Source organism: Arthrobacter sp. NPDC055138, assembly GCF_053607305.1.
The window spans coordinates 18,643-34,540 of record NZ_JBSGTH010000006.1 but is presented as its reverse complement, the minus strand read 5'-3'; the positions used below and the strand labels follow the sequence as shown (position 1 = coordinate 34,540).

Sequence of the window (15,898 nt, the reverse complement as noted above, 5' to 3'; positions counted from 1 at the left end):
GTCTGGCTGATGCGGAACCGGCACTCGGATTGCTGTCTCGACTGTTTTGTCAGTGGCGGCTGATGCACTGCAATTCACAGCCGCTCATGCCATCAACGCTAGGCGAGGCGGTGAGGAATTTCAAACATTTGTTCGACTGAGTCTCGACAATAGTCGATCACCAGTGCTAAAACTGTAGAAGACGCATTCGAAGATGCGTTCGAATGCGGTGGTTCGATGATCGAAACCAGTCGAAATAGATCGAAATCGGAAAGGTGGCACCATGTCCGCCCAGCTCGCACCGCAGTCCGCAGACTTCCGCGCCAACGCCCCCCTCCGGCTTACCCGCCGGGGCCGTTTGCTGCTGATTGGCCTGCCGCTCATGCTTGCCGCGGCCGTCGCGCTCACCCTGGTCGGCTTCTTCACCGCACCGGCAATGGCCGCTGCCGGAGGGTTGGGGCCGGGGCCGGCCGTTACCGTCACTGTCGGCAGCGGCCAGACGCTCTGGGATGTGGCGGTGCTGTCCGCCCCCGACCGCAACCCGCATGATGTCATCTTCGAGATCGCGCAATTGAACGGCCTGGACGGGGACATCGTCCATTCCGGCCAGCAGTTGCTGGTGCCGTCAGCGCATTGAGGCAACCGTAATATGAGCCGCTTCGGCCCGCCCGATTCCTGCCCCGGGCGGGCCGAAGCTTAAGCTGGATCGGTGAGTGAGCAGTTAGAACGCCTGAACCGTCTGCCGTTGCGGGGTAATCTCCGGGGCCTGGAGCCATATGGTGCCCCCCAATTGGACGTGCCCATCCTGCTGAATGTCAACGAAAACACCCACGGCTTGCCGGAGACGGTGCATCAAGCCATCGTCTCGGCCGTCAGCGCCGCAGCGGCCGGTTTGAACAGGTATCCGGACCGCGAGTTTACCGAGCTTCGGACGGCGCTGTCCCTCTATCTGGGACACGGCCTCACGGCAGAGAACATCTGGGCGGCCAACGGTTCGAATGAAGTGCTGCAGCAAATCCTTCAGGCCTTCGGCGGGCCGGGCCGGACCTTGTTGAGCTTCCCGCCCACGTATTCCATGTACCCGCTGCTGGCCAGCGGGACGGACACCGAGTATGTTGCGGTGCCGCGCGGAGCGGACTTTGCGATCTCCGCGGAAGCGGTTGCCGCTGCCGTCGCAGAATCCGCAGCCAACGTCGTCGTCCTGTGTTCCCCGAACAACCCGACGGGCACCGCGCTGGGCCTTGACGTCGTCGAGGCCGCCTACGAAGCGGGAGAGGCATCCAACGCCATAGTGATCGTGGATGAGGCCTACGCCGAATTCGCCCACGCCGGCACGCCGAGCGCGCTGACGCTGCTGCCCGGCCGGGAGCGGTTGATCGTCTCCCGCACCATGAGCAAGGCTTTCGCCCTTGCCGGTGCCCGAGTGGGGTACCTTGCCGCCGCGCCGCAGGTTGCCGACGCCCTGCGCTTGGTCCGCCTGCCCTACCACCTGTCCGCGATCACCCAGGCGACGGCGCTGGCCGCACTGGAAAATGCGGACGCGCTGCTCGCCAATGTTGAGGACATCAAGACCCAACGGGACCGCATTGTCGACGGACTGACCGAACTCGGTTTGAAGCCGGCACCGTCGGACTCCAACTTCGTGTTCTTCGGCGGCCTGGACGACCCGCACGCGGTGTGGCAGGGGCTTCTGGAAGCCGGCGTGCTGATCCGCGACGTCGGGATTCCCGGACACCTGCGGGTGACGGCGGGCACTGAGGCCGAGACCACAGCCTTCCTCGAAGGCATCAAGGCCCTGATGTCGAGCCGAGTCTCCTAAACTGTAGTAAGAGCGCACCGGCCTGGCCGGTCAACCATTTTCGTCAAAGGACCCCCATGACCGTGGATACCACCACCGGACGTACCGCACGCCTCGAACGCATCACCAGCGAGTCGTCCGTGCTGGTTGAACTGGATCTCGACGGCACCGGCCGATCCGAGATCAGCACCACCGTGCCGTTCTACGACCACATGCTCACCGCACTGTCGAAGCACTCGCTGGTCGATCTGACCGTGAAGGCCACCGGCGACACACATATTGACGCCCACCACACGGTGGAAGATGTCGCCATCACGATCGGCGAGTGCTTGAAGCAGGCCCTGGGTAACAAGGCCGGGATCCGCAGGTTCGGCGAGGCAACGGTGCCGCTGGATGAGGCGCTGGCCCACGCCGTCGTCGACGTCTCCGGCCGTCCCTATCTGGTGCACTCAGGAGAACCGGCCGGCCAGGAATACCACCTGATCGGCGGGCACTTCACCGGGTCGCTGACGCGCCACGTTTTCGAAGCCATCACGCTGCACGCCCAGATCTGCCTGCACATGCGCGTACTGGGCGGCCGCGACCCGCACCACATCGTCGAGGCCCAGTTCAAGGCGTTCGCCCGGGCGCTGCGCGCCGCGGTCGAGTCCGATCCCCGGGTCGAGGGCATCCCCTCAACGAAGGGTGCCCTGTGACGGCTGGACCCAAGGTCACCGTACTGGACTACGGATCCGGGAATGTGCGCTCGGCGGTCCGGGCGCTGGAACACGTCGGTGCCGACGTCACGCTCAGCCATGCTTCCGAGGACGTGCTCAACGCCGACGGGCTGTTGGTCCCCGGCGTCGGAGCCTTCGCCACGGTCATGGAAGGACTGAAGTCTGTTGATGCCCTTCGCTGGATCGGACGCCGGGTGGCCGGCGGCCGGCCGGTGCTGGGCATTTGTGTGGGCCTCCAGGTCATGTTCGAAGAGGGAGTAGAACACGGCGTCCGCACCCAGGGGATCGGGGAATGGCCCGGGGTCGTGGAAGCGCTGCCAGCCGAGGTGGTGCCGCACATGGGGTGGAACACCGTTGACGTGGCGGAGGGCAGCCGGTTGTTCGCCGGCATCGAAGACGAGCGGTTCTACTTTGTGCACTCCTACGGTGTGCAGCACTGGAACTTTGATGTCACCCAGCCGGCGATGGCGCCGCCCCGGGTGACCTGGTCCACGCATGGGGCCCCGTTCATCGCCGCCGTTGAAAACGGTCCGCTGAGTGCAACGCAATTCCATCCGGAGAAGTCCGGCGACGCCGGCGCGGAGTTGCTCCGCAACTGGCTGAAGACGCTGCGATAGCCGTGGGCAGCCTTCTCCTCATGGCCCTGGCCGGGCTCCTGGCCGGCGGTGCCATCTCGTTCCGGCAACAGCGGCTGCCCAAGTGGGCTTCCATCCTCTTCTGGATTTTGGCCGGATTGGCCCTGCTGGCGGCCTACCTGCTCACCCTCGGTCCGACCGAGTAACCACCCACAGCCCGCGCAGCTGACGGCGCAGAAAGCGGAATCACTATGACGAACCAAACGCCCATCCTCGAACTCCTGCCCGCAGTCGACGTAGCAGATGGCCAGGCAGTCCGGCTGGTTCAGGGTGAAGCCGGCAGCGAGACCGGCTACGGCGACCCGCTGGAAGCCGCCATGGCGTGGCAGAACGACGGGGCCGAGTGGGTGCACCTCGTGGATCTCGACGCGGCTTTCGGTCGAGGCAACAACACAGAGGTGCTGCGCCGGGTCGCGGACGAGCTGAAGATCAAGGTGGAGCTCTCCGGCGGCATCCGCGATGATGAGTCTTTGGAACGGGCCCTGGAGTTTGGTGCCGCCCGCGTCAACCTGGGCACCGCCGCTCTGGAAAACCCGGAGTGGACCGCGCGGGCCATTGAACGGCACGGCGACGCCATCGCCGTCGGTCTTGATGTCCGCGGCACCACGCTTGCGGCCCGCGGCTGGACGAAGGAAGGCGGCGACATCTGGGACGTCCTGTCGCGGCTCGAAGATGCCGGTTGTGCCCGGTACGTGGTGACCGACGTGACCAAAGACGGAACACTGCGCGGACCGAACCTCGACCTGCTGCGGCAGATGTGCGAGCGGACCGACAAGCCGGTGGTGGCCTCCGGCGGTATTTCCAGCCTGGATGACCTGCGGGCCCTGCGTGAACTGGTTCCGACCGGAGTCGAAGGAGCCATTGTCGGCAAGGCCCTCTACGCGGGCAAGTTCACCCTGCCCGAAGCCCTCGACGTCGCCGGACGGCGCTGAGGTAACAGCGTGGCTAAGAAGGAGCTGCCAGCCCACATCGCCGCGGCACTCGCGGGCGCGGGCGGTGCGGGGGATTCGGCGGGCCAAAGCTGGGCCGGACGGGACCTGAGCGGCGAAGGAAATCCGCTGCACCAGTTCGATCACGACGACGGCAGCACCGACCCGGCCTATGAAGCGGCGCTCCAATGGCTGGCCGCCGGCACCGGCGGAGAAGCGGAAGTGGTGGCCGCCCTGGCCAACGCCCGCGTTTTCGTCCCCATTGTGGCCACGCTCGGAGAAGAGGCGGAGGGCAGCGGCGGCCTGACAGCGGATAAACAGGCCGACATGGCCTTGGTGACCCTGCAAGCCCCGGACGGGCGCCGTGCGTTGCCCGCGTTCAGCAATGCCGCCGCTCTCGAAGCCTGGCATCCCGAAGCCAGGCCAGTTGCCGTCTATGCTCCGCGGGCGGCGTTGGCGGCAGTGTCCGAAGACGCAGAATTGATGGTCATGGATCCGGGCGCCGCGCTGACCTTCGTGGTCCGGCGCCCGGCCGTGTGGGCGTTGGCCAAGCAGCACGAATGGGTGCCCTCCTACCGCGATCCGGCGATGCTGGACTGGGTGGCCGAAGCGACCGACGCCGAAGAAGCGGTCACGGCTGCTTCGGTCGAGCCCGGTGCCGGCATCGCGGTGCGGACGGCCGATGGCTCGGTGGTGGCAGGCGGTGGCCACGGTCCGGAGCTTCGCTTGGTGCTGCAGGTGCGTGACGGCCTGGGCCGCCAGGAGTTGGCCGCCATGGCGGGACGGATTCAAGGGCGGCTACAGGCGCGGCAGGAATTTGCAGAGCGGGTGGATTCGCTGGAGTTGAAGTTCATCCGCTGAGCATCGTGCGGCTCCACCCGCAACAAAGGCACTACAGACAAGAACGACGCCGGTGCGGGGCACCGGCGTCGTTCTGGTCAGTTCTGGAGCTTTTGCCTGGCTAGTTGACCGGGCCGGTGAACTTCTCGCCCGGGCCCTTGCCCGGCTCATCCTGGATGACAGAGGCCTCGCGGAAGGCGAGCTGCAGGGAGCGGAGGCCATCGCGTAACGGGCCAGCGTGCTGGCTGCCGATTTCCGGCGCAGCAGCGGTCACGAAGCCGGCCAGCGCGGTGATCAGCTTGCGGGCTTCATCCAGGTCTTTGAGCTCTTCCGCATCGTCGCCGGCGGCTAGGCCGCACTTTACGGCGGCGGCACTCATCAGGTGGACTGCCGCGGTGGTGATGACTTCGACGGCGGGTACTTCGGCGATATCGCGCATCTGGCCCAGGACTTCCTGTTCCTGGGTGGAGGCAGAACCGGCGTCCGGCGCGAAGCTGTGGCGATGGTCGTCGGTCTGCGGATTGTTATCTGAGCTGCTCATACTGGTAAGCTTTTCACAGACCAATTGGATCCGGTTACTTATGTGCCTGAAAGCACGTGGGGAAAAGGGTCCGATCAGCAAGCGGAGACCTCTCCCACCCGTCGGTATGGCTAGCCAGAGCTGCCGGGTTACGGTCGGCAGGCTGCGGCCGGCAGCGTTGAACGACATTGCCCACGCCCAGTCCGGGACTTCTCGGTTCCGCCTGCCGCCACTTCGAGGCCTTCGATTGCGCTTGCAATGGGAGGCCTTCTTTCATTGCCGGCGGCAGACGAATATCAGTGACAGGAGCCACCCATTAGCGAGCCAAGAATCAATGATCGTATCCGCGTTCCCGAGGTGCGTTTAGTCGGACCGAACGGTGAACAGGTCGGGATCGTCCGTATTGAGGATGCCCTGCGCCTGGCCACGGAATCGGATCTTGACCTGGTTGAGGTTGCGCCGCAGGCAAAGCCTCCGGTGTGCAAGTTGATGGATTTTGGCAAGTACAAGTATGAGGCTGCGGTCAAGGCACGCGAGGCGCGCAAGAACCAGACGAACACTGTGCTCAAGGAAATCCGGTTCCGGCTGAAGATCGACAAGCACGACTACGAGACCAAACGCGGTCACGCGTTGCGGTTCCTCGGGGCCGGCGACAAGGTCAAGGCCATGATCCAGTTCCGCGGCCGCGAACAGCAGCGTCCGGAAATGGGCATTCGCCTGCTGCAGAAGTTTGCCGAGGACGTCGCAGAGGTCGGCGTGATCGAATCGACTCCGCGGATTGACGGCCGCAACATGGTCATGGTGATCGGCCCGACCAAGAACAAGGCCGAAGCCAAGGCTGAGGCCCGGCGGGCCGCGCAGAAGGCAGATGCCAAGGCGGCCAACGAGGCCGGCAAGCAGCGGGTGGACACCAGTGACGATCAGGCGCCGATGACCCAGAGCCTGGGCGACCTGCTTCCGGAAGGCTTTGCCGCCCTGGCAAGCCAGTCGGAGGAAACCGTCGAGGCACCCGCCGAGCAGGCCGCACCGGCAGATGCAGAGCCCGAAGCGCCCGCCGAGGTTGAGAAGCCCGCCGTGGTTGAAGCAGAGGCCAAGACGGAGGAACAGCCCGAGGCGGAGCCCGCGGCTGCACCGAAGGCGGAGCCTGCTGCCGAGACCAAGCCGGCGGCCGCACCGAAGGCAAAGCCTGCTGCCGAGACCAAGCCCGCCGTTCCGGCGAAGCCTGCAGCGGAGGCCAAGCCGGCCGCTCCGGCCAAGCCTGCAGCCCCTGCGGAGGCCAAGCCCGCGGCACCCAAGCCCGCAGCCCGGCCCAAGCCGGCGGCGCGGCCCGCAGCACCCAAACCTGCTGGCCGGTCCGGCTCCAAGAGCTAAGACCGTCCAGAGAGCATCCGGCATCTTGCCGGGCACACCCGTGTGTCCGGTGCCGGTAGACAAGTAAACCGCCGGTGCCCATAGTGGCACCGCACGAGCCGAAGGTCCGCAACGACCTGAGGAAGACGTAAGGAGAACGGCAGCCATGCCGAAGCAGAAGACCCACAGCGGCGCCAAGAAGCGCTTCAAGCTCACCGGCAGCGGCAAGCTCAAGCGCCAGCAGGCCAACCGTCGCCACTACCTGGAGCACAAGCCTTCCACGCTGACCCGCCGCCTCGCAGGTGACAAGATCGTTGCTCCGGCAGACGTGCGCAACATCAAGAAGATGCTCGGCATCTAACTTTCTCCCTCCGGTCCGCGCGGCGTCAGCCTCGGGGCCATCCCAGCAAGTTTTGCCCCGACCGCTGATCGTTGCGGTCGAACCACCGGGCACCAATCATCAAAAGGAGTACGCACGTGGCACGTGTGAAGCGGGCGGTCAACGCCCACAAGAAGCGCCGGGTTATCCTGGACCGGGCTGCCGGATACCGCGGACAGCGGTCCCGTCTGTACCGCAAGGCCAAGGAACAGCTGCTGCACTCGTTCGTGTACAGCTACGGCGACCGCCGCAAGCGTAAGGGCGACTTCCGCCGCCTGTGGATCCAGCGCATCAACGCTGCCTCCCGCGCCAACGGCCTGACCTACAACCGCCTCATCCAGGGCCTGAAGGCCGCCGAGGTGCAGGTCGACCGCCGCATGCTGGCCGAGCTGGCCGTCTCCGACGCCAACGCCTTCGCGGCACTGGTGAAGGTTGCCAAGGACGCCTTGCCTGCCGACACTTCCGCTCCCGCCGAGCGCCCGGCCGCCGCTGCGAAGCCGGCCGCCAAGGCGAAGGCCGCTCCGGCTGCCAAGGCTGCTCCGGCCGCCAAGGCCGCTGAAGCCGGCGAAGTTGCCGGTGCCGTCAAGGCTGTTGACGGCGAGGACGCCCCCGCCGGCTACAGCATCAAGGGCAACCAGTCCAAGAAGTACCACGTTCCGGGTTCCACCTGGTACGAGAACACCACTCCGGTGTACTGGTTCGAGTCCGTCGAGGCCGCCAAGGCTGCCGGTTTCGAGCCCGCCGGCGGCGAAGCCCGCCAGAAGGTTGCCGAGTAAGCACCGGATGCATAAACCGCCATACGGCGACGTTATAGTCGCTGTATGAGCATTACCGGGCGCCCGCAAGCTACGATCATGTCCAACCCCCGAGCCGATCGGGTCAAGGATGTGGCCAAGCTTGCCGGGCGCTCGGTGCGTTTAAAACGCCGGCAGTTCCTCGCCGAAGGCCCCCAGTCGGTCCGCGAGGCGTTGTCCGCCCACCGCGCGAACATCGCCTCCGGCGGCGACGGGATCGTGGTCGAGGTCTTCGCTACCGAAGCCTGCCTGGACCGGTTGCCCGAACTGCTGGATCTGGCCGACGGCGTGCCACTGCGGCTGGCCACCGATGCAGTCCTCGCGGCCATGGCCGACACCGTCAACCCGCAGGGCATCGTGGCAGTCTGTCATTACCTGGACCGGCCGCTGAATGAGGTGCTGCAGGCCAAACCGCTGCTGCTGGCCATCATGGTCCGGGTGCAGGATCCCGGCAACGCCGGTACCATCCTGCGGGCCGCCGACTCTGCCGGCGCCGACGCCGTCGTGCTGACCAGCTCCAGCGTGGACATCTACAACCCCAAGGCGGTGCGCTCCACGGCCGGATCGCTCTTCCACCTGCCAGTGGTGACTGGACACGATTTCGACGAGTTGGCCGCCGCCCTGCGAGCGGCCGGCCTGAGCATGCTCGCGGCCGACGGGTACGGAACCATCGACCTGGACCACTTGCAGGACCGCAGCGCGCTGTCCCGTTTGGGGGAGGCGACCGCAGTGGCGGACGACGGCGCTGCTCGCCTTCCGGATCTGGCGTCGCCAACTGCCTGGCTCTTCGGCAACGAAGCCCAGGGGCTGTCAGCGGAGGAGCTCGCTGCGGCGGACCACCGGGTGGCGGTGCCGGTCTACGGCCAGGCCGAAAGCCTCAACGTAGGCACCGCGGCCACGGTCTGCCTGTATGCCTCGGCAAGATCGCAGCGACGGGGCACCCAGCCGGTTTAGCCACTCCCAAACCATCCGGGCGGGCGGTACCGTAAGAACCGCGGTGACCGGACAATGACCGGCGCGGCCCGGGAGGTAAAGGATGGCAGCAAGCGGGGGAACCAAGGCGATCGTGGCGGCCCTGGGCGCCAATCTGACCATCGCCGCGCTGAAGTTCATCGCGTATTTCCTGACCCTATCGTCGTCCATGCTGGCCGAGGCCATCCACTCGGTGGCCGACTCCGGCAACCAGGTCCTGCTGTTGGTTGGCGGAAAACAAGCCGCACGTCAGGCCAGCCACAGCCACCCGTTCGGATACGGCAGGGACCGTTACATCTACGCGTTCATCGTGTCGATCGTGCTGTTCAGCGTCGGCGGATTATTCGCGCTGTACGAGGCCTACCATAAGTGGCAGGATCCGCATCCCATCGAAGGCTTCTGGTGGTGGGTCCCGCTGGCGGTACTGGTCGGTGCGATCATCGCCGAATCCTTCTCGCTGCGCACCGCTATCAGGGAGTCCAATCCCGAACGGGGCGGCACCGGCTGGGTCGATTTCATCCGCCGGTCGAAGTCGCCGGAACTGCCGGTGATCCTGCTGGAAGACTTTGGTGCCCTCCTGGGGCTGGTGTTCGCCTTGTTCGGCGTCGGTCTGACCCTGCTGACCGGCAACGGCCTGTGGGACGCAGCCGGCACGGCCATGATCGGTTTGCTGCTGGTGGCGATCGCCGCCGTGCTCGCCATAGAAACCAAGTCCCTGCTGCTCGGCGAGTCCGCCACGCGCCAGCACATCCGGCTCATCGAAGAAGCCATCGGCGCCGACGACGTCACCCAGGTCATTCACCTCAAGACCATGCATCTGGGGCCCGAGGAACTCCTCGTGGCGGCCAAGATCAGCGTCGGGCGCAGTGATTCAGGGCAAGAGATCGCCAGATTGATCGATGCAGCAGAAAGCCGCATCCGTGAAGCGGTGCCGATCGCCACCATGATCTATCTGGAACCGGATATCTACCGGTCGGAGTCAGTGCGTCCCGCGGCACGCGAGTCCTGATTCGGCGGGTGGCCGAGGAGTAGGGCGCCAGACCGGCCGGGGCCCTACTCAGCGGGTGACGCTGTGCCGCTTCTCGATCGCTCCGCTGACTGCGGCGATGGCCAGGCCCAAGGCCGCCAGCCCGGCGCCGACCAGGGCCGGGGCCGCGAAGCCCCAGCCCCAGGAGATCACCAGTCCGCCCAGGAAGGCGCCCAGCGCGTTGGCCAGGTTCAGCGCCGAATGGTTCAACGAGGCAGCCAGAGTCTGCGCGTCGGGCGACGCGTCCATCAGCCGGGTCTGCAGCGCCGGAATCAAGCTGGATCCCGCCACGCCCAGCAGGAAGACCAGCGGAACCGCGAGCAGCGCAATGGAGGACGCTGCCCAGAAGAGCACCAGCACGACGACGATGGCCGTCATGACCTGGTAGATGGTGCCCATCACGGACCGATCAGCCAACCGGCCGCCGATAAACGTGCCGACGACCATTCCCAAGCCATAGAGGCCGACGATCAGCGGCAACGCGGCCGGGGCCAGGCCGGTGACTTCCGTCATGGTGGGACTGATGTAGGAGTAGACGGCGAAGAACCCGCCGAAGCCGACCACGCCGATCAACAGCGCCAGCCACACATGGATGCGTTTCAACGCGCGGAGTTCGCGGCGGATGCCGGCCTCTTCATGCGCGGGGCTGAAGGGGACCAGGCGTTGGATCATCAACACCGTCACCACCCCGACGATGCCCACGGCCACGAACATCAGCCGCCAGCCGTACTGCTGACCCAGCCAGGTCACCAACGGCACGCCGACGACGTTGGCCACTGACAGGCCCAGCATCACCATCGCAACCGCCCGGGCACGTCGGCCCGGAGATACCAGCGAGGCCGCAAGGACCGCGGCCACGCCGAAGTAGGCGCCGTGCGGCAGGCCGGAGATAAACCGCGTGACCAGCATGGTGGCGTAGTCAGGTGCGAGGACGGATGAGAGGTTACCCAGCGTGAACAGGACCATCAGCCCCAGCACCAGATGCTTGTGCGGCAGTCGGGCTCCGAGGCCTGCCAACAGTGGCGCCCCGACCACCACGCCCAAGGCGTAGGCGGAGATCAGATGCCCGCTCTCCGGGATGCTGATGTTGAGGCCCTGGGCCACGTTCTGAAGCAGGCCCATGATGGCAAATTCGGTGGTGCCGATGGCGAACCCGCCCATAGCCAGCGCAACGATGGCCCAGACCGTCCGGCGGTTGTCGGTCTGCGTCCGTGGGGCTGCCAGGGCGGCTGAATTCATCTGTCGGCTTTCGTTTGAGCTGCATCGGGTGCACGGGAAGGGGAAGGATTGCGCCGTTGCGGCGGAAGCGGCGGGATGCCGATGTCCGCCGAGGCGCCGGCAGTTACTGTACGGCAAACACATCAGCGCTCTGTCCAATTCCGGCTGGGCCCAAAATGTGGGCCGTAGCACAGCCACCGCCGGGCGCGGGCAGTGACCAACCGGACCGTAGACTGGTCGGCGTGCACATCAGCCTGAAACAAATTGTCGGCGCAGCGATCCTCGATCACCGCGCAGCACCCGTCGGATTCCTGGCCGCCCGGCGCACGGCGCCGGAGGCGCTGGCCGGCCTGTGGGAGTTCCCCGGCGGCAAGGTCGAGCCGGGGGAGAGCTGCGAGGACGCCCTCCGGCGCGAAATCCGTGAGGAGCTCGGGGTGGAGATAGAACTTGGCGCGGAGGTGGTCGGTCCGCACGAGCAGGGCTGGCCGCTGAACGAAACGGCGGCCATGCGGGTCTGGTGTGCGTACATTACCGACGGGCGGCCGCAGCCGCTTGAAGACCACGACGAGCTGCGCTGGATCAGGCTGGACGAGCACGAGGCCACATCATTGCCTTGGATTCCGGCCGATTTTCCGATCGTCGCTGCTGTCCTCAAGACAGCCAAGTCGGTTGGCCGCCCGGCCTGACAAAGTCCCCGCCCGCCACACGGCCCGGACCCGGTGCCCCATGGCTGGAACAACGGTTAGAACAACGTCGCCTGCCCAACATCAGGTTCTGCGGGCGCGTTCGGTCCTCGGTTCGGCCGGCTAGCAGAAGCGTCAGTCTGCGGTGTGGTGACGTCGCGCAGCCGGGCTCCACTCTGCAAACCGTGCCGCCGCTTGGCAGCGCCCACCCGGGCGGCCAGCCAGCGCCGGTAATCCTTGGAGGCATAGGTTCCGCCGTCGTAGAGGCGGCGGTAGCTGCCAACCAGTTGCGGATACTCCCTGGCCAGCCACTGCATGTACCATTCCCGCGCACCGGGGCGAAGATGCAGCGCGCCCGCAGTCATGCTGGTGGCACCGGCGGCGGCCACCGAGGCACACAGATCGTCGAGCGCCTCTTCGGAATCCGTCAGCCAGGGCAGGATCGGCATCGCCATCACCGAACACGGCAGGCCGGCGTCACTGAGCTTGGCGATCAGGTCCAGCCGCGCCCGCGGCGTCGGTGTTCCCGGCTCCACCCGGTGCGCCAATCCGGCGTCCGTCATGGCCAGCGAAATCCCCATGCCGACGTCGACGTCTTTGGCCGCCTCATGCAACAGGGGCAGGTCGCGGGCCAGCAAGGTCCCCTTGGTCAGGATCGAAAACGGCGTGCCGGACTCGGCCAGTGCCTTGATGATCTCCGGCATCAGCTTGTACCGGCCTTCTGCCCGCTGATACGGATCCGTGTTGGTACCCATGGCCACGTGTTCGTGCTTCCATGACGGCTTGGCCAGTTCCCGGCGCAGCACCTCGCCGGCGTTGATCTTCACCACCAGTTGGCTGTCAAAGTCCAACCCTGTATCAAGGCCAAGATAGCTGTGGGTGTTGCGCGCGAAGCAATAGGCGCAGGCATGCGAGCAGCCCCGGTACGGGTTGATGGTCCACGCGAAGGGCATGGCAGACTGGCTGGGAACCCGGCTAAGCGCGGACTTCGCCAGCACCTCGTGAAAGGTGATTCCCGCGAACTCCGGCGTCTGCACACTGCGCACCAGGTTGCTCAGTTTGGCCAGCCCCGGCAACGCAGCCGGTGACTCGGCGGTAACTAACTGTCCATCCCAGCGCATGCATTCATTAGAACACATCTTCTAATGGTTGCGCAGCGCTGGAGCGGGGGTGGGGAAGTCGATCCCGCGCGGAGATGGACAAGCCGGGCGGAGAACCGATGCCCGCACGGGGATGTTTAGTGCAGACTGATGACGTGAGCGGAATCCGGTGGGTGCTGCACGTCGATCTCGACCAGTTCATCGCGGCCGTGGAGGTGCTTCGGCGGCCGGAGCTTAAGGGCAAGCCGATCATCGTCGGCGGTCGGGGCGACCCCACAGAACGAGCCGTCGTGTCGACCGCATCCTACGAGGCCAGGGCGTTTGGTGTGGGTTCCGGAATGCCTCTGCGCATTGCTGCCCGGAAAGTGCCGGAGGCGGTGATCCTGCCCGTCGATCACGAGGCCTACCTCGCGGCGTCAGAAACGGTGATGGCTACCTTGCGCGCGCAGCCCGGCGCCACCGTGCAGGTGCTGGGTTGGGATGAAGCCTTTATGGGCACCGAGACGGACAATCCGGAAGCGTACGCCCGGCAGGTGCAGGCCGCTGTTTTGGAACGAACCCGGCTGCATTGCAGCGTCGGCATCGGCGACACCTTGGTTCGGGCCAAGGTCGCTACCGGTTTCGGAAAGCCCGCCGGAGTCTTCCGTCTCACCGCCGGGAACTGGCTCGACGTCATGGGCAGCCGGCCAACCAAGGACCTCTGGGGCGTCGGCACCAAAGTGTCCGGACGGCTGGCCAAGCTCGGCATCAATACCGTCGCCGACCTCGCCGCGAGCGACCCACAAGACCTGGTTCCGGAGTTCGGCCCGAGGATGGGTCCCTGGTATGCGGAGCTCGGGCGGGGAGACGGCGCCAGCATTGTGGATGACACCCCGTGGATTGCCCGCGGGCATAGCCGGGAGACCACCTTCCAGCGCGACCTGACCGAGCCTGCCGAGGTGGACGACGCAGTGAGGGAGCTGACGGCGCGAGTGCTTGAAGATGTTGTGGCCGAAGGGCGGCCCGTGGTTGGGCTGACCCTCAAGGTTCGGTATGCGCCGTTCATCACCAAGACCCACGCGAAGAAGGTTCCCGAGACTTTCGACCGGGACGACATCCTCACGCGGGTCTTGGAGCTGGCAGGTGCTATCGAAACGGGCCGCCCGATCCGGCTCCTCGGACTGCGGGCCGAAATGGCAATGCCCGACGGCGCCCGTCAGGGACATACCCCGACGCGCGGCGGTTGGTGATGGCGTCGCGCCGCGGGCCGGTACATGGTGCGCCGGTACATGGTGCATCGGGGGACTAGTCGGCCGGAGGACCCGGGGACCGCGTGGGCCGGGGGTCACACCACCGGAGCGGCCGGATCGCGGCGTCGGCCCGGCCCCCGCCGGACCGTCCGTTCGGTGTAGCCGCCGGCGCGCAGGCCCGCGTGCCGTTCGAACAAGTTCCGCGACGCCGGATCGCCGGTCCGCCACAAAGACCACAGTGCGGCACAGGCGTAGAGCGGCAGGAACGGCAGGCCGAGGCAGAGCGCGTATTGCGTGCTGTGGCGTGACTCATGGGCCAAGAGCAGCGGGCTGTCGGCCAAGCCTGCGGCAGCCCGGCGGAGGAGCACCACATTGCCCACCGTGAAAGCGGAGGCCTTGGGCAGCCGGGGCCGGTAACCGTGGGCCAGGATCAGGCCCTTCGGGCCGCGGGCCAGGCTGCAGCGCGCCGCCGCGGCCAGGCCCAGTCCGGCCAGCGTGGACCCGTTGAGCAGGTTCCAGCCGGCACGCAGCTTCTCCAACGGCGTCATGCACCCATCGTAGGCGTTTCGGGCCGGTGCCCGCCGGTGAACTAGACTGGTGTGGTTGCCCGTGCGCGGGCGGAAACCCTTTAACCTATTCCGAGGTCCCAACAGCACATGTCTGACGTGACACCCCCAGCCCAGGAGCAGCTCGTGCCGAGCCCGCTCGATGAAGCGGCAGTCGCCGCCGCCGTCGAGCAGGCGATGATGGCTTTTAAGGCCGCCTCAGACCTGGACGAACTCAAGACGGCCCGTCTCGCCCACGTCGGCGAGAAGTCTCCGCTGAGCCTTGCCAACCGAGAAATCGGCAAGCTGGCCAAAGAAGACAAAGCGGCCGCCGGCAAGATCATTGGCCCGGCCCGCGGACGCATCAACCAGGCGCTGGCTGCCCGCACCGCAGAGCTGGAAGCCGAGCGCGAAGCGCAGATCCTGGTCGAGGAAGCCGTGGATGTCACTGCGGCTCCGCGCCGCCGTCGTGCCGGTGCCCGGCATCCGCTCTCCACGCTGCAGGAGCGGGTCAGCGACATCTTTGTGGGCATGGGCTGGGAGATCGCCGAAGGCCCGGAAGTTGAATCCGAGTGGTTCAACTTCGACGCCCTGAACTTCAAGCCGGACCACCCGGCGCGCGAGATGCAGGACACGTTCTTTGTGGAGCCGCCGGAAGCACACCTGGTGCTGCGCACCCACACTTCTCCGGTGCAGGTCCGTTCCATGCTGGAACGGGACCTGCCCGTGTACGTGCTCTGCCCTGGCCGGACCTTCCGCACCGACGAGCTGGACGCCACCCACACACCGGTGTTCCACCAGTTCGAGGGCTTGGCCGTGGACAAGGGCCTGACCATGGCCGACCTGCGCGGCACTCTGGAGCACTTCTCCCGGCAGATGTTCGGTGCCGAGGCGAAAATCCGGCTGCGTCCGGCGTACTTCCCGTTCACCGAGCCCTCCGCCGAGATGGACATCTGGCACCCGGGTGCCAAGGGCGGCCCGCGTTGGATCGAGTGGGGCGGCTGCGGCATGGTCAACCCGAACGTGCTGCGCGCGGCCGGCATCGATCCGGAGGTCTACTCCGGCTTCGCCTTCGGCATGGGCATTGAACGCACCCTCATGTTCCGCAACGACGTCCCGGACATGCACGACATGATCGAAGGCGACGTCCGCTTCAGCCAGCACTTCGGGATGGAGATCTAGAA

Annotated in this window: 19 protein-coding genes; 15 read left to right on the top strand and 4 right to left on the bottom strand. The window is 66.3% G+C overall.

Annotated elements, in window-relative coordinates; translation table 11 throughout:
* Positions 1–262 precede the first annotated feature (262 nt).
* From ACWF5H_RS15095 to ACWF5H_RS15065, 7 genes are all read left to right on the top strand, one after another.
* On the top strand, positions 263–616 hold the full coding sequence (locus ACWF5H_RS15095) for a LysM peptidoglycan-binding domain-containing protein (protein WP_364652149.1): 354 nt from the start codon (positions 263–265) through the stop codon (positions 614–616).
* Positions 617–688: 72 nt separating this feature from the next.
* The gene (locus ACWF5H_RS15090) at positions 689–1,798 is read left to right on the top strand and encodes a histidinol-phosphate transaminase (protein WP_452037821.1); all 1,110 of its coding nucleotides are present in this window, start codon (positions 689–691) and stop codon (positions 1,796–1,798) included.
* Between the two features lie 56 nt (positions 1,799–1,854).
* Entirely contained in the window at positions 1,855–2,472 is a 618-nt protein-coding gene (gene hisB / locus ACWF5H_RS15085) for an imidazoleglycerol-phosphate dehydratase HisB (RefSeq protein ID WP_127511699.1), read from the top strand.
* Positions 2,469–3,110 carry an imidazole glycerol phosphate synthase subunit HisH gene (gene hisH, locus ACWF5H_RS15080; RefSeq protein WP_452037820.1) on the top strand — a complete coding sequence of 214 codons (642 nt, stop codon included), beginning with the start codon at positions 2,469–2,471 and terminating at the stop codon, positions 3,108–3,110. The genes hisB and hisH overlap by 4 nt, the downstream gene beginning before the upstream one ends.
* Positions 3,111–3,112: 2 nt before the next feature.
* Positions 3,113–3,274: a hypothetical protein gene (locus ACWF5H_RS15075; RefSeq protein ID WP_452037819.1), complete on the top strand. Its 162-nt coding sequence runs from the start codon at positions 3,113–3,115 to the stop codon at positions 3,272–3,274.
* A gap of 45 nt (positions 3,275–3,319) precedes the next feature.
* Positions 3,320–4,060, top strand: coding sequence for a bifunctional 1-(5-phosphoribosyl)-5-((5-phosphoribosylamino)methylideneamino)imidazole-4-carboxamide isomerase/phosphoribosylanthranilate isomerase PriA (gene priA / locus ACWF5H_RS15070; protein ID WP_452037818.1), 741 nt, complete (start codon positions 3,320–3,322; stop codon positions 4,058–4,060).
* Between the two features lie 9 nt (positions 4,061–4,069).
* Entirely contained in the window at positions 4,070–4,918 is an 849-nt protein-coding gene (locus ACWF5H_RS15065; RefSeq protein WP_452037817.1) for an SseB family protein, read from the top strand.
* A gap of 100 nt (positions 4,919–5,018) precedes the next feature.
* Here the strand turns inward: ACWF5H_RS15065 and ACWF5H_RS15060 are convergent, their stop codons facing one another.
* Entirely contained in the window at positions 5,019–5,438 is a 420-nt protein-coding gene (locus tag ACWF5H_RS15060) for a DUF1844 domain-containing protein (RefSeq protein ID WP_452037816.1), read from the bottom strand.
* A gap of 336 nt (positions 5,439–5,774) precedes the next feature.
* Between ACWF5H_RS15060 and infC the strand changes: the two genes are divergently transcribed.
* The 5 genes from infC to ACWF5H_RS15035 all read left to right on the top strand — a co-directional run bounded on the left by infC (position 5,775) and on the right by ACWF5H_RS15035 (position 9,921).
* A complete protein-coding gene (infC, locus tag ACWF5H_RS15055) occupies positions 5,775–6,788 on the top strand; it encodes a translation initiation factor IF-3 (protein ID WP_452037815.1) in 1,014 nt (337 codons plus the stop codon).
* 145 nt (positions 6,789–6,933) lie between these two features.
* Entirely contained in the window at positions 6,934–7,128 is a 195-nt protein-coding gene (gene rpmI / locus ACWF5H_RS15050) for a 50S ribosomal protein L35 (protein ID WP_127511693.1), read from the top strand.
* Between the two features lie 116 nt (positions 7,129–7,244).
* Complete coding sequence (gene rplT / locus ACWF5H_RS15045; RefSeq protein WP_364652143.1) at positions 7,245–7,922, top strand: 50S ribosomal protein L20, sunset domain variant; 678 nt, start codon at positions 7,245–7,247, stop codon at positions 7,920–7,922.
* Positions 7,923–7,967: 45 nt separating this feature from the next.
* On the top strand, positions 7,968–8,894 hold the full coding sequence (locus ACWF5H_RS15040; protein ID WP_452037813.1) for a TrmH family RNA methyltransferase: 927 nt from the start codon (positions 7,968–7,970) through the stop codon (positions 8,892–8,894).
* An 82-nt stretch (positions 8,895–8,976) separates the two neighbouring features.
* On the top strand, positions 8,977–9,921 hold the full coding sequence (locus tag ACWF5H_RS15035) for a cation diffusion facilitator family transporter (RefSeq protein ID WP_452037812.1): 945 nt from the start codon (positions 8,977–8,979) through the stop codon (positions 9,919–9,921).
* A gap of 48 nt (positions 9,922–9,969) precedes the next feature.
* Here ACWF5H_RS15035 and ACWF5H_RS15030 read toward each other — a convergent pair whose 3' ends face one another.
* The gene (locus ACWF5H_RS15030) at positions 9,970–11,178 is read right to left on the bottom strand and encodes an MFS transporter (protein ID WP_452037811.1); all 1,209 of its coding nucleotides are present in this window, start codon (positions 11,176–11,178) and stop codon (positions 9,970–9,972) included.
* Positions 11,179–11,399: 221 nt separating this feature from the next.
* Between ACWF5H_RS15030 and ACWF5H_RS15025 the strand changes: the two genes are divergently transcribed.
* Complete coding sequence (locus ACWF5H_RS15025) at positions 11,400–11,843, top strand: (deoxy)nucleoside triphosphate pyrophosphohydrolase (RefSeq protein WP_452037810.1); 444 nt, start codon at positions 11,400–11,402, stop codon at positions 11,841–11,843.
* Between the two features lie 56 nt (positions 11,844–11,899).
* On the opposite strand, the gene ACWF5H_RS15020 is transcribed toward ACWF5H_RS15025, so the two are convergent.
* The gene (locus ACWF5H_RS15020; RefSeq protein ID WP_452037809.1) at positions 11,900–12,961 is read right to left on the bottom strand and encodes an Rv2578c family radical SAM protein; all 1,062 of its coding nucleotides are present in this window, start codon (positions 12,959–12,961) and stop codon (positions 11,900–11,902) included.
* Between the two features lie 98 nt (positions 12,962–13,059).
* Between ACWF5H_RS15020 and ACWF5H_RS15015 the strand changes: the two genes are divergently transcribed.
* Positions 13,060–14,169, top strand: coding sequence for a DNA polymerase IV (locus ACWF5H_RS15015; RefSeq protein ID WP_452037808.1), 1,110 nt, complete (start codon positions 13,060–13,062; stop codon positions 14,167–14,169).
* Positions 14,170–14,264: 95 nt separating this feature from the next.
* Here ACWF5H_RS15015 and ACWF5H_RS15010 read toward each other — a convergent pair whose 3' ends face one another.
* On the bottom strand, positions 14,265–14,717 hold the full coding sequence (locus ACWF5H_RS15010; protein WP_452037807.1) for a hypothetical protein: 453 nt from the start codon (positions 14,715–14,717) through the stop codon (positions 14,265–14,267).
* 108 nt (positions 14,718–14,825) lie between these two features.
* Here ACWF5H_RS15010 and pheS point away from each other — a divergent pair, with 108 nt between their 5' ends.
* Positions 14,826–15,896: a phenylalanine--tRNA ligase subunit alpha gene (gene pheS / locus ACWF5H_RS15005; protein ID WP_127511685.1), complete on the top strand. Its 1,071-nt coding sequence runs from the start codon at positions 14,826–14,828 to the stop codon at positions 15,894–15,896.
* The last annotated feature ends 2 nt before the right edge of the window (positions 15,897–15,898 follow it).

Bases quoted from the DNA above. Each gene is read 5' to 3' on its own strand.
- ACWF5H_RS15095 (WP_364652149.1), top strand. From the start codon at position 263: ATGTCCGCCCAGCTCGCACCGCAGTCCGCAGACTTCCGCGCCAACGCC.
- ACWF5H_RS15010 (WP_452037807.1), bottom strand. From the start codon at position 14,717: ATGACGCCGTTGGAGAAGCTGCGTGCCGGCTGGAACCTGCTCAACGGG.
- ACWF5H_RS15015 (WP_452037808.1), top strand. From the start codon at position 13,060: ATGCCCGCACGGGGATGTTTAGTGCAGACTGATGACGTGAGCGGAATC.
- rpmI (WP_127511693.1), top strand. From the start codon at position 6,934: ATGCCGAAGCAGAAGACCCACAGCGGCGCCAAGAAGCGCTTCAAGCTC.
- ACWF5H_RS15035 (WP_452037812.1), top strand. From the start codon at position 8,977: ATGGCAGCAAGCGGGGGAACCAAGGCGATCGTGGCGGCCCTGGGCGCC.
- hisB (WP_127511699.1), top strand. From the start codon at position 1,855: ATGACCGTGGATACCACCACCGGACGTACCGCACGCCTCGAACGCATC.
- ACWF5H_RS15060 (WP_452037816.1), bottom strand. From the start codon at position 5,438: ATGAGCAGCTCAGATAACAATCCGCAGACCGACGACCATCGCCACAGC.
- priA (WP_452037818.1), top strand. From the start codon at position 3,320: ATGACGAACCAAACGCCCATCCTCGAACTCCTGCCCGCAGTCGACGTA.
- ACWF5H_RS15030 (WP_452037811.1), bottom strand. From the start codon at position 11,178: ATGAATTCAGCCGCCCTGGCAGCCCCACGGACGCAGACCGACAACCGC.
- ACWF5H_RS15040 (WP_452037813.1), top strand. From the start codon at position 7,968: ATGAGCATTACCGGGCGCCCGCAAGCTACGATCATGTCCAACCCCCGA.
- ACWF5H_RS15020 (WP_452037809.1), bottom strand. From the start codon at position 12,961: ATGCGCTGGGATGGACAGTTAGTTACCGCCGAGTCACCGGCTGCGTTG.
- pheS (WP_127511685.1), top strand. From the start codon at position 14,826: ATGTCTGACGTGACACCCCCAGCCCAGGAGCAGCTCGTGCCGAGCCCG.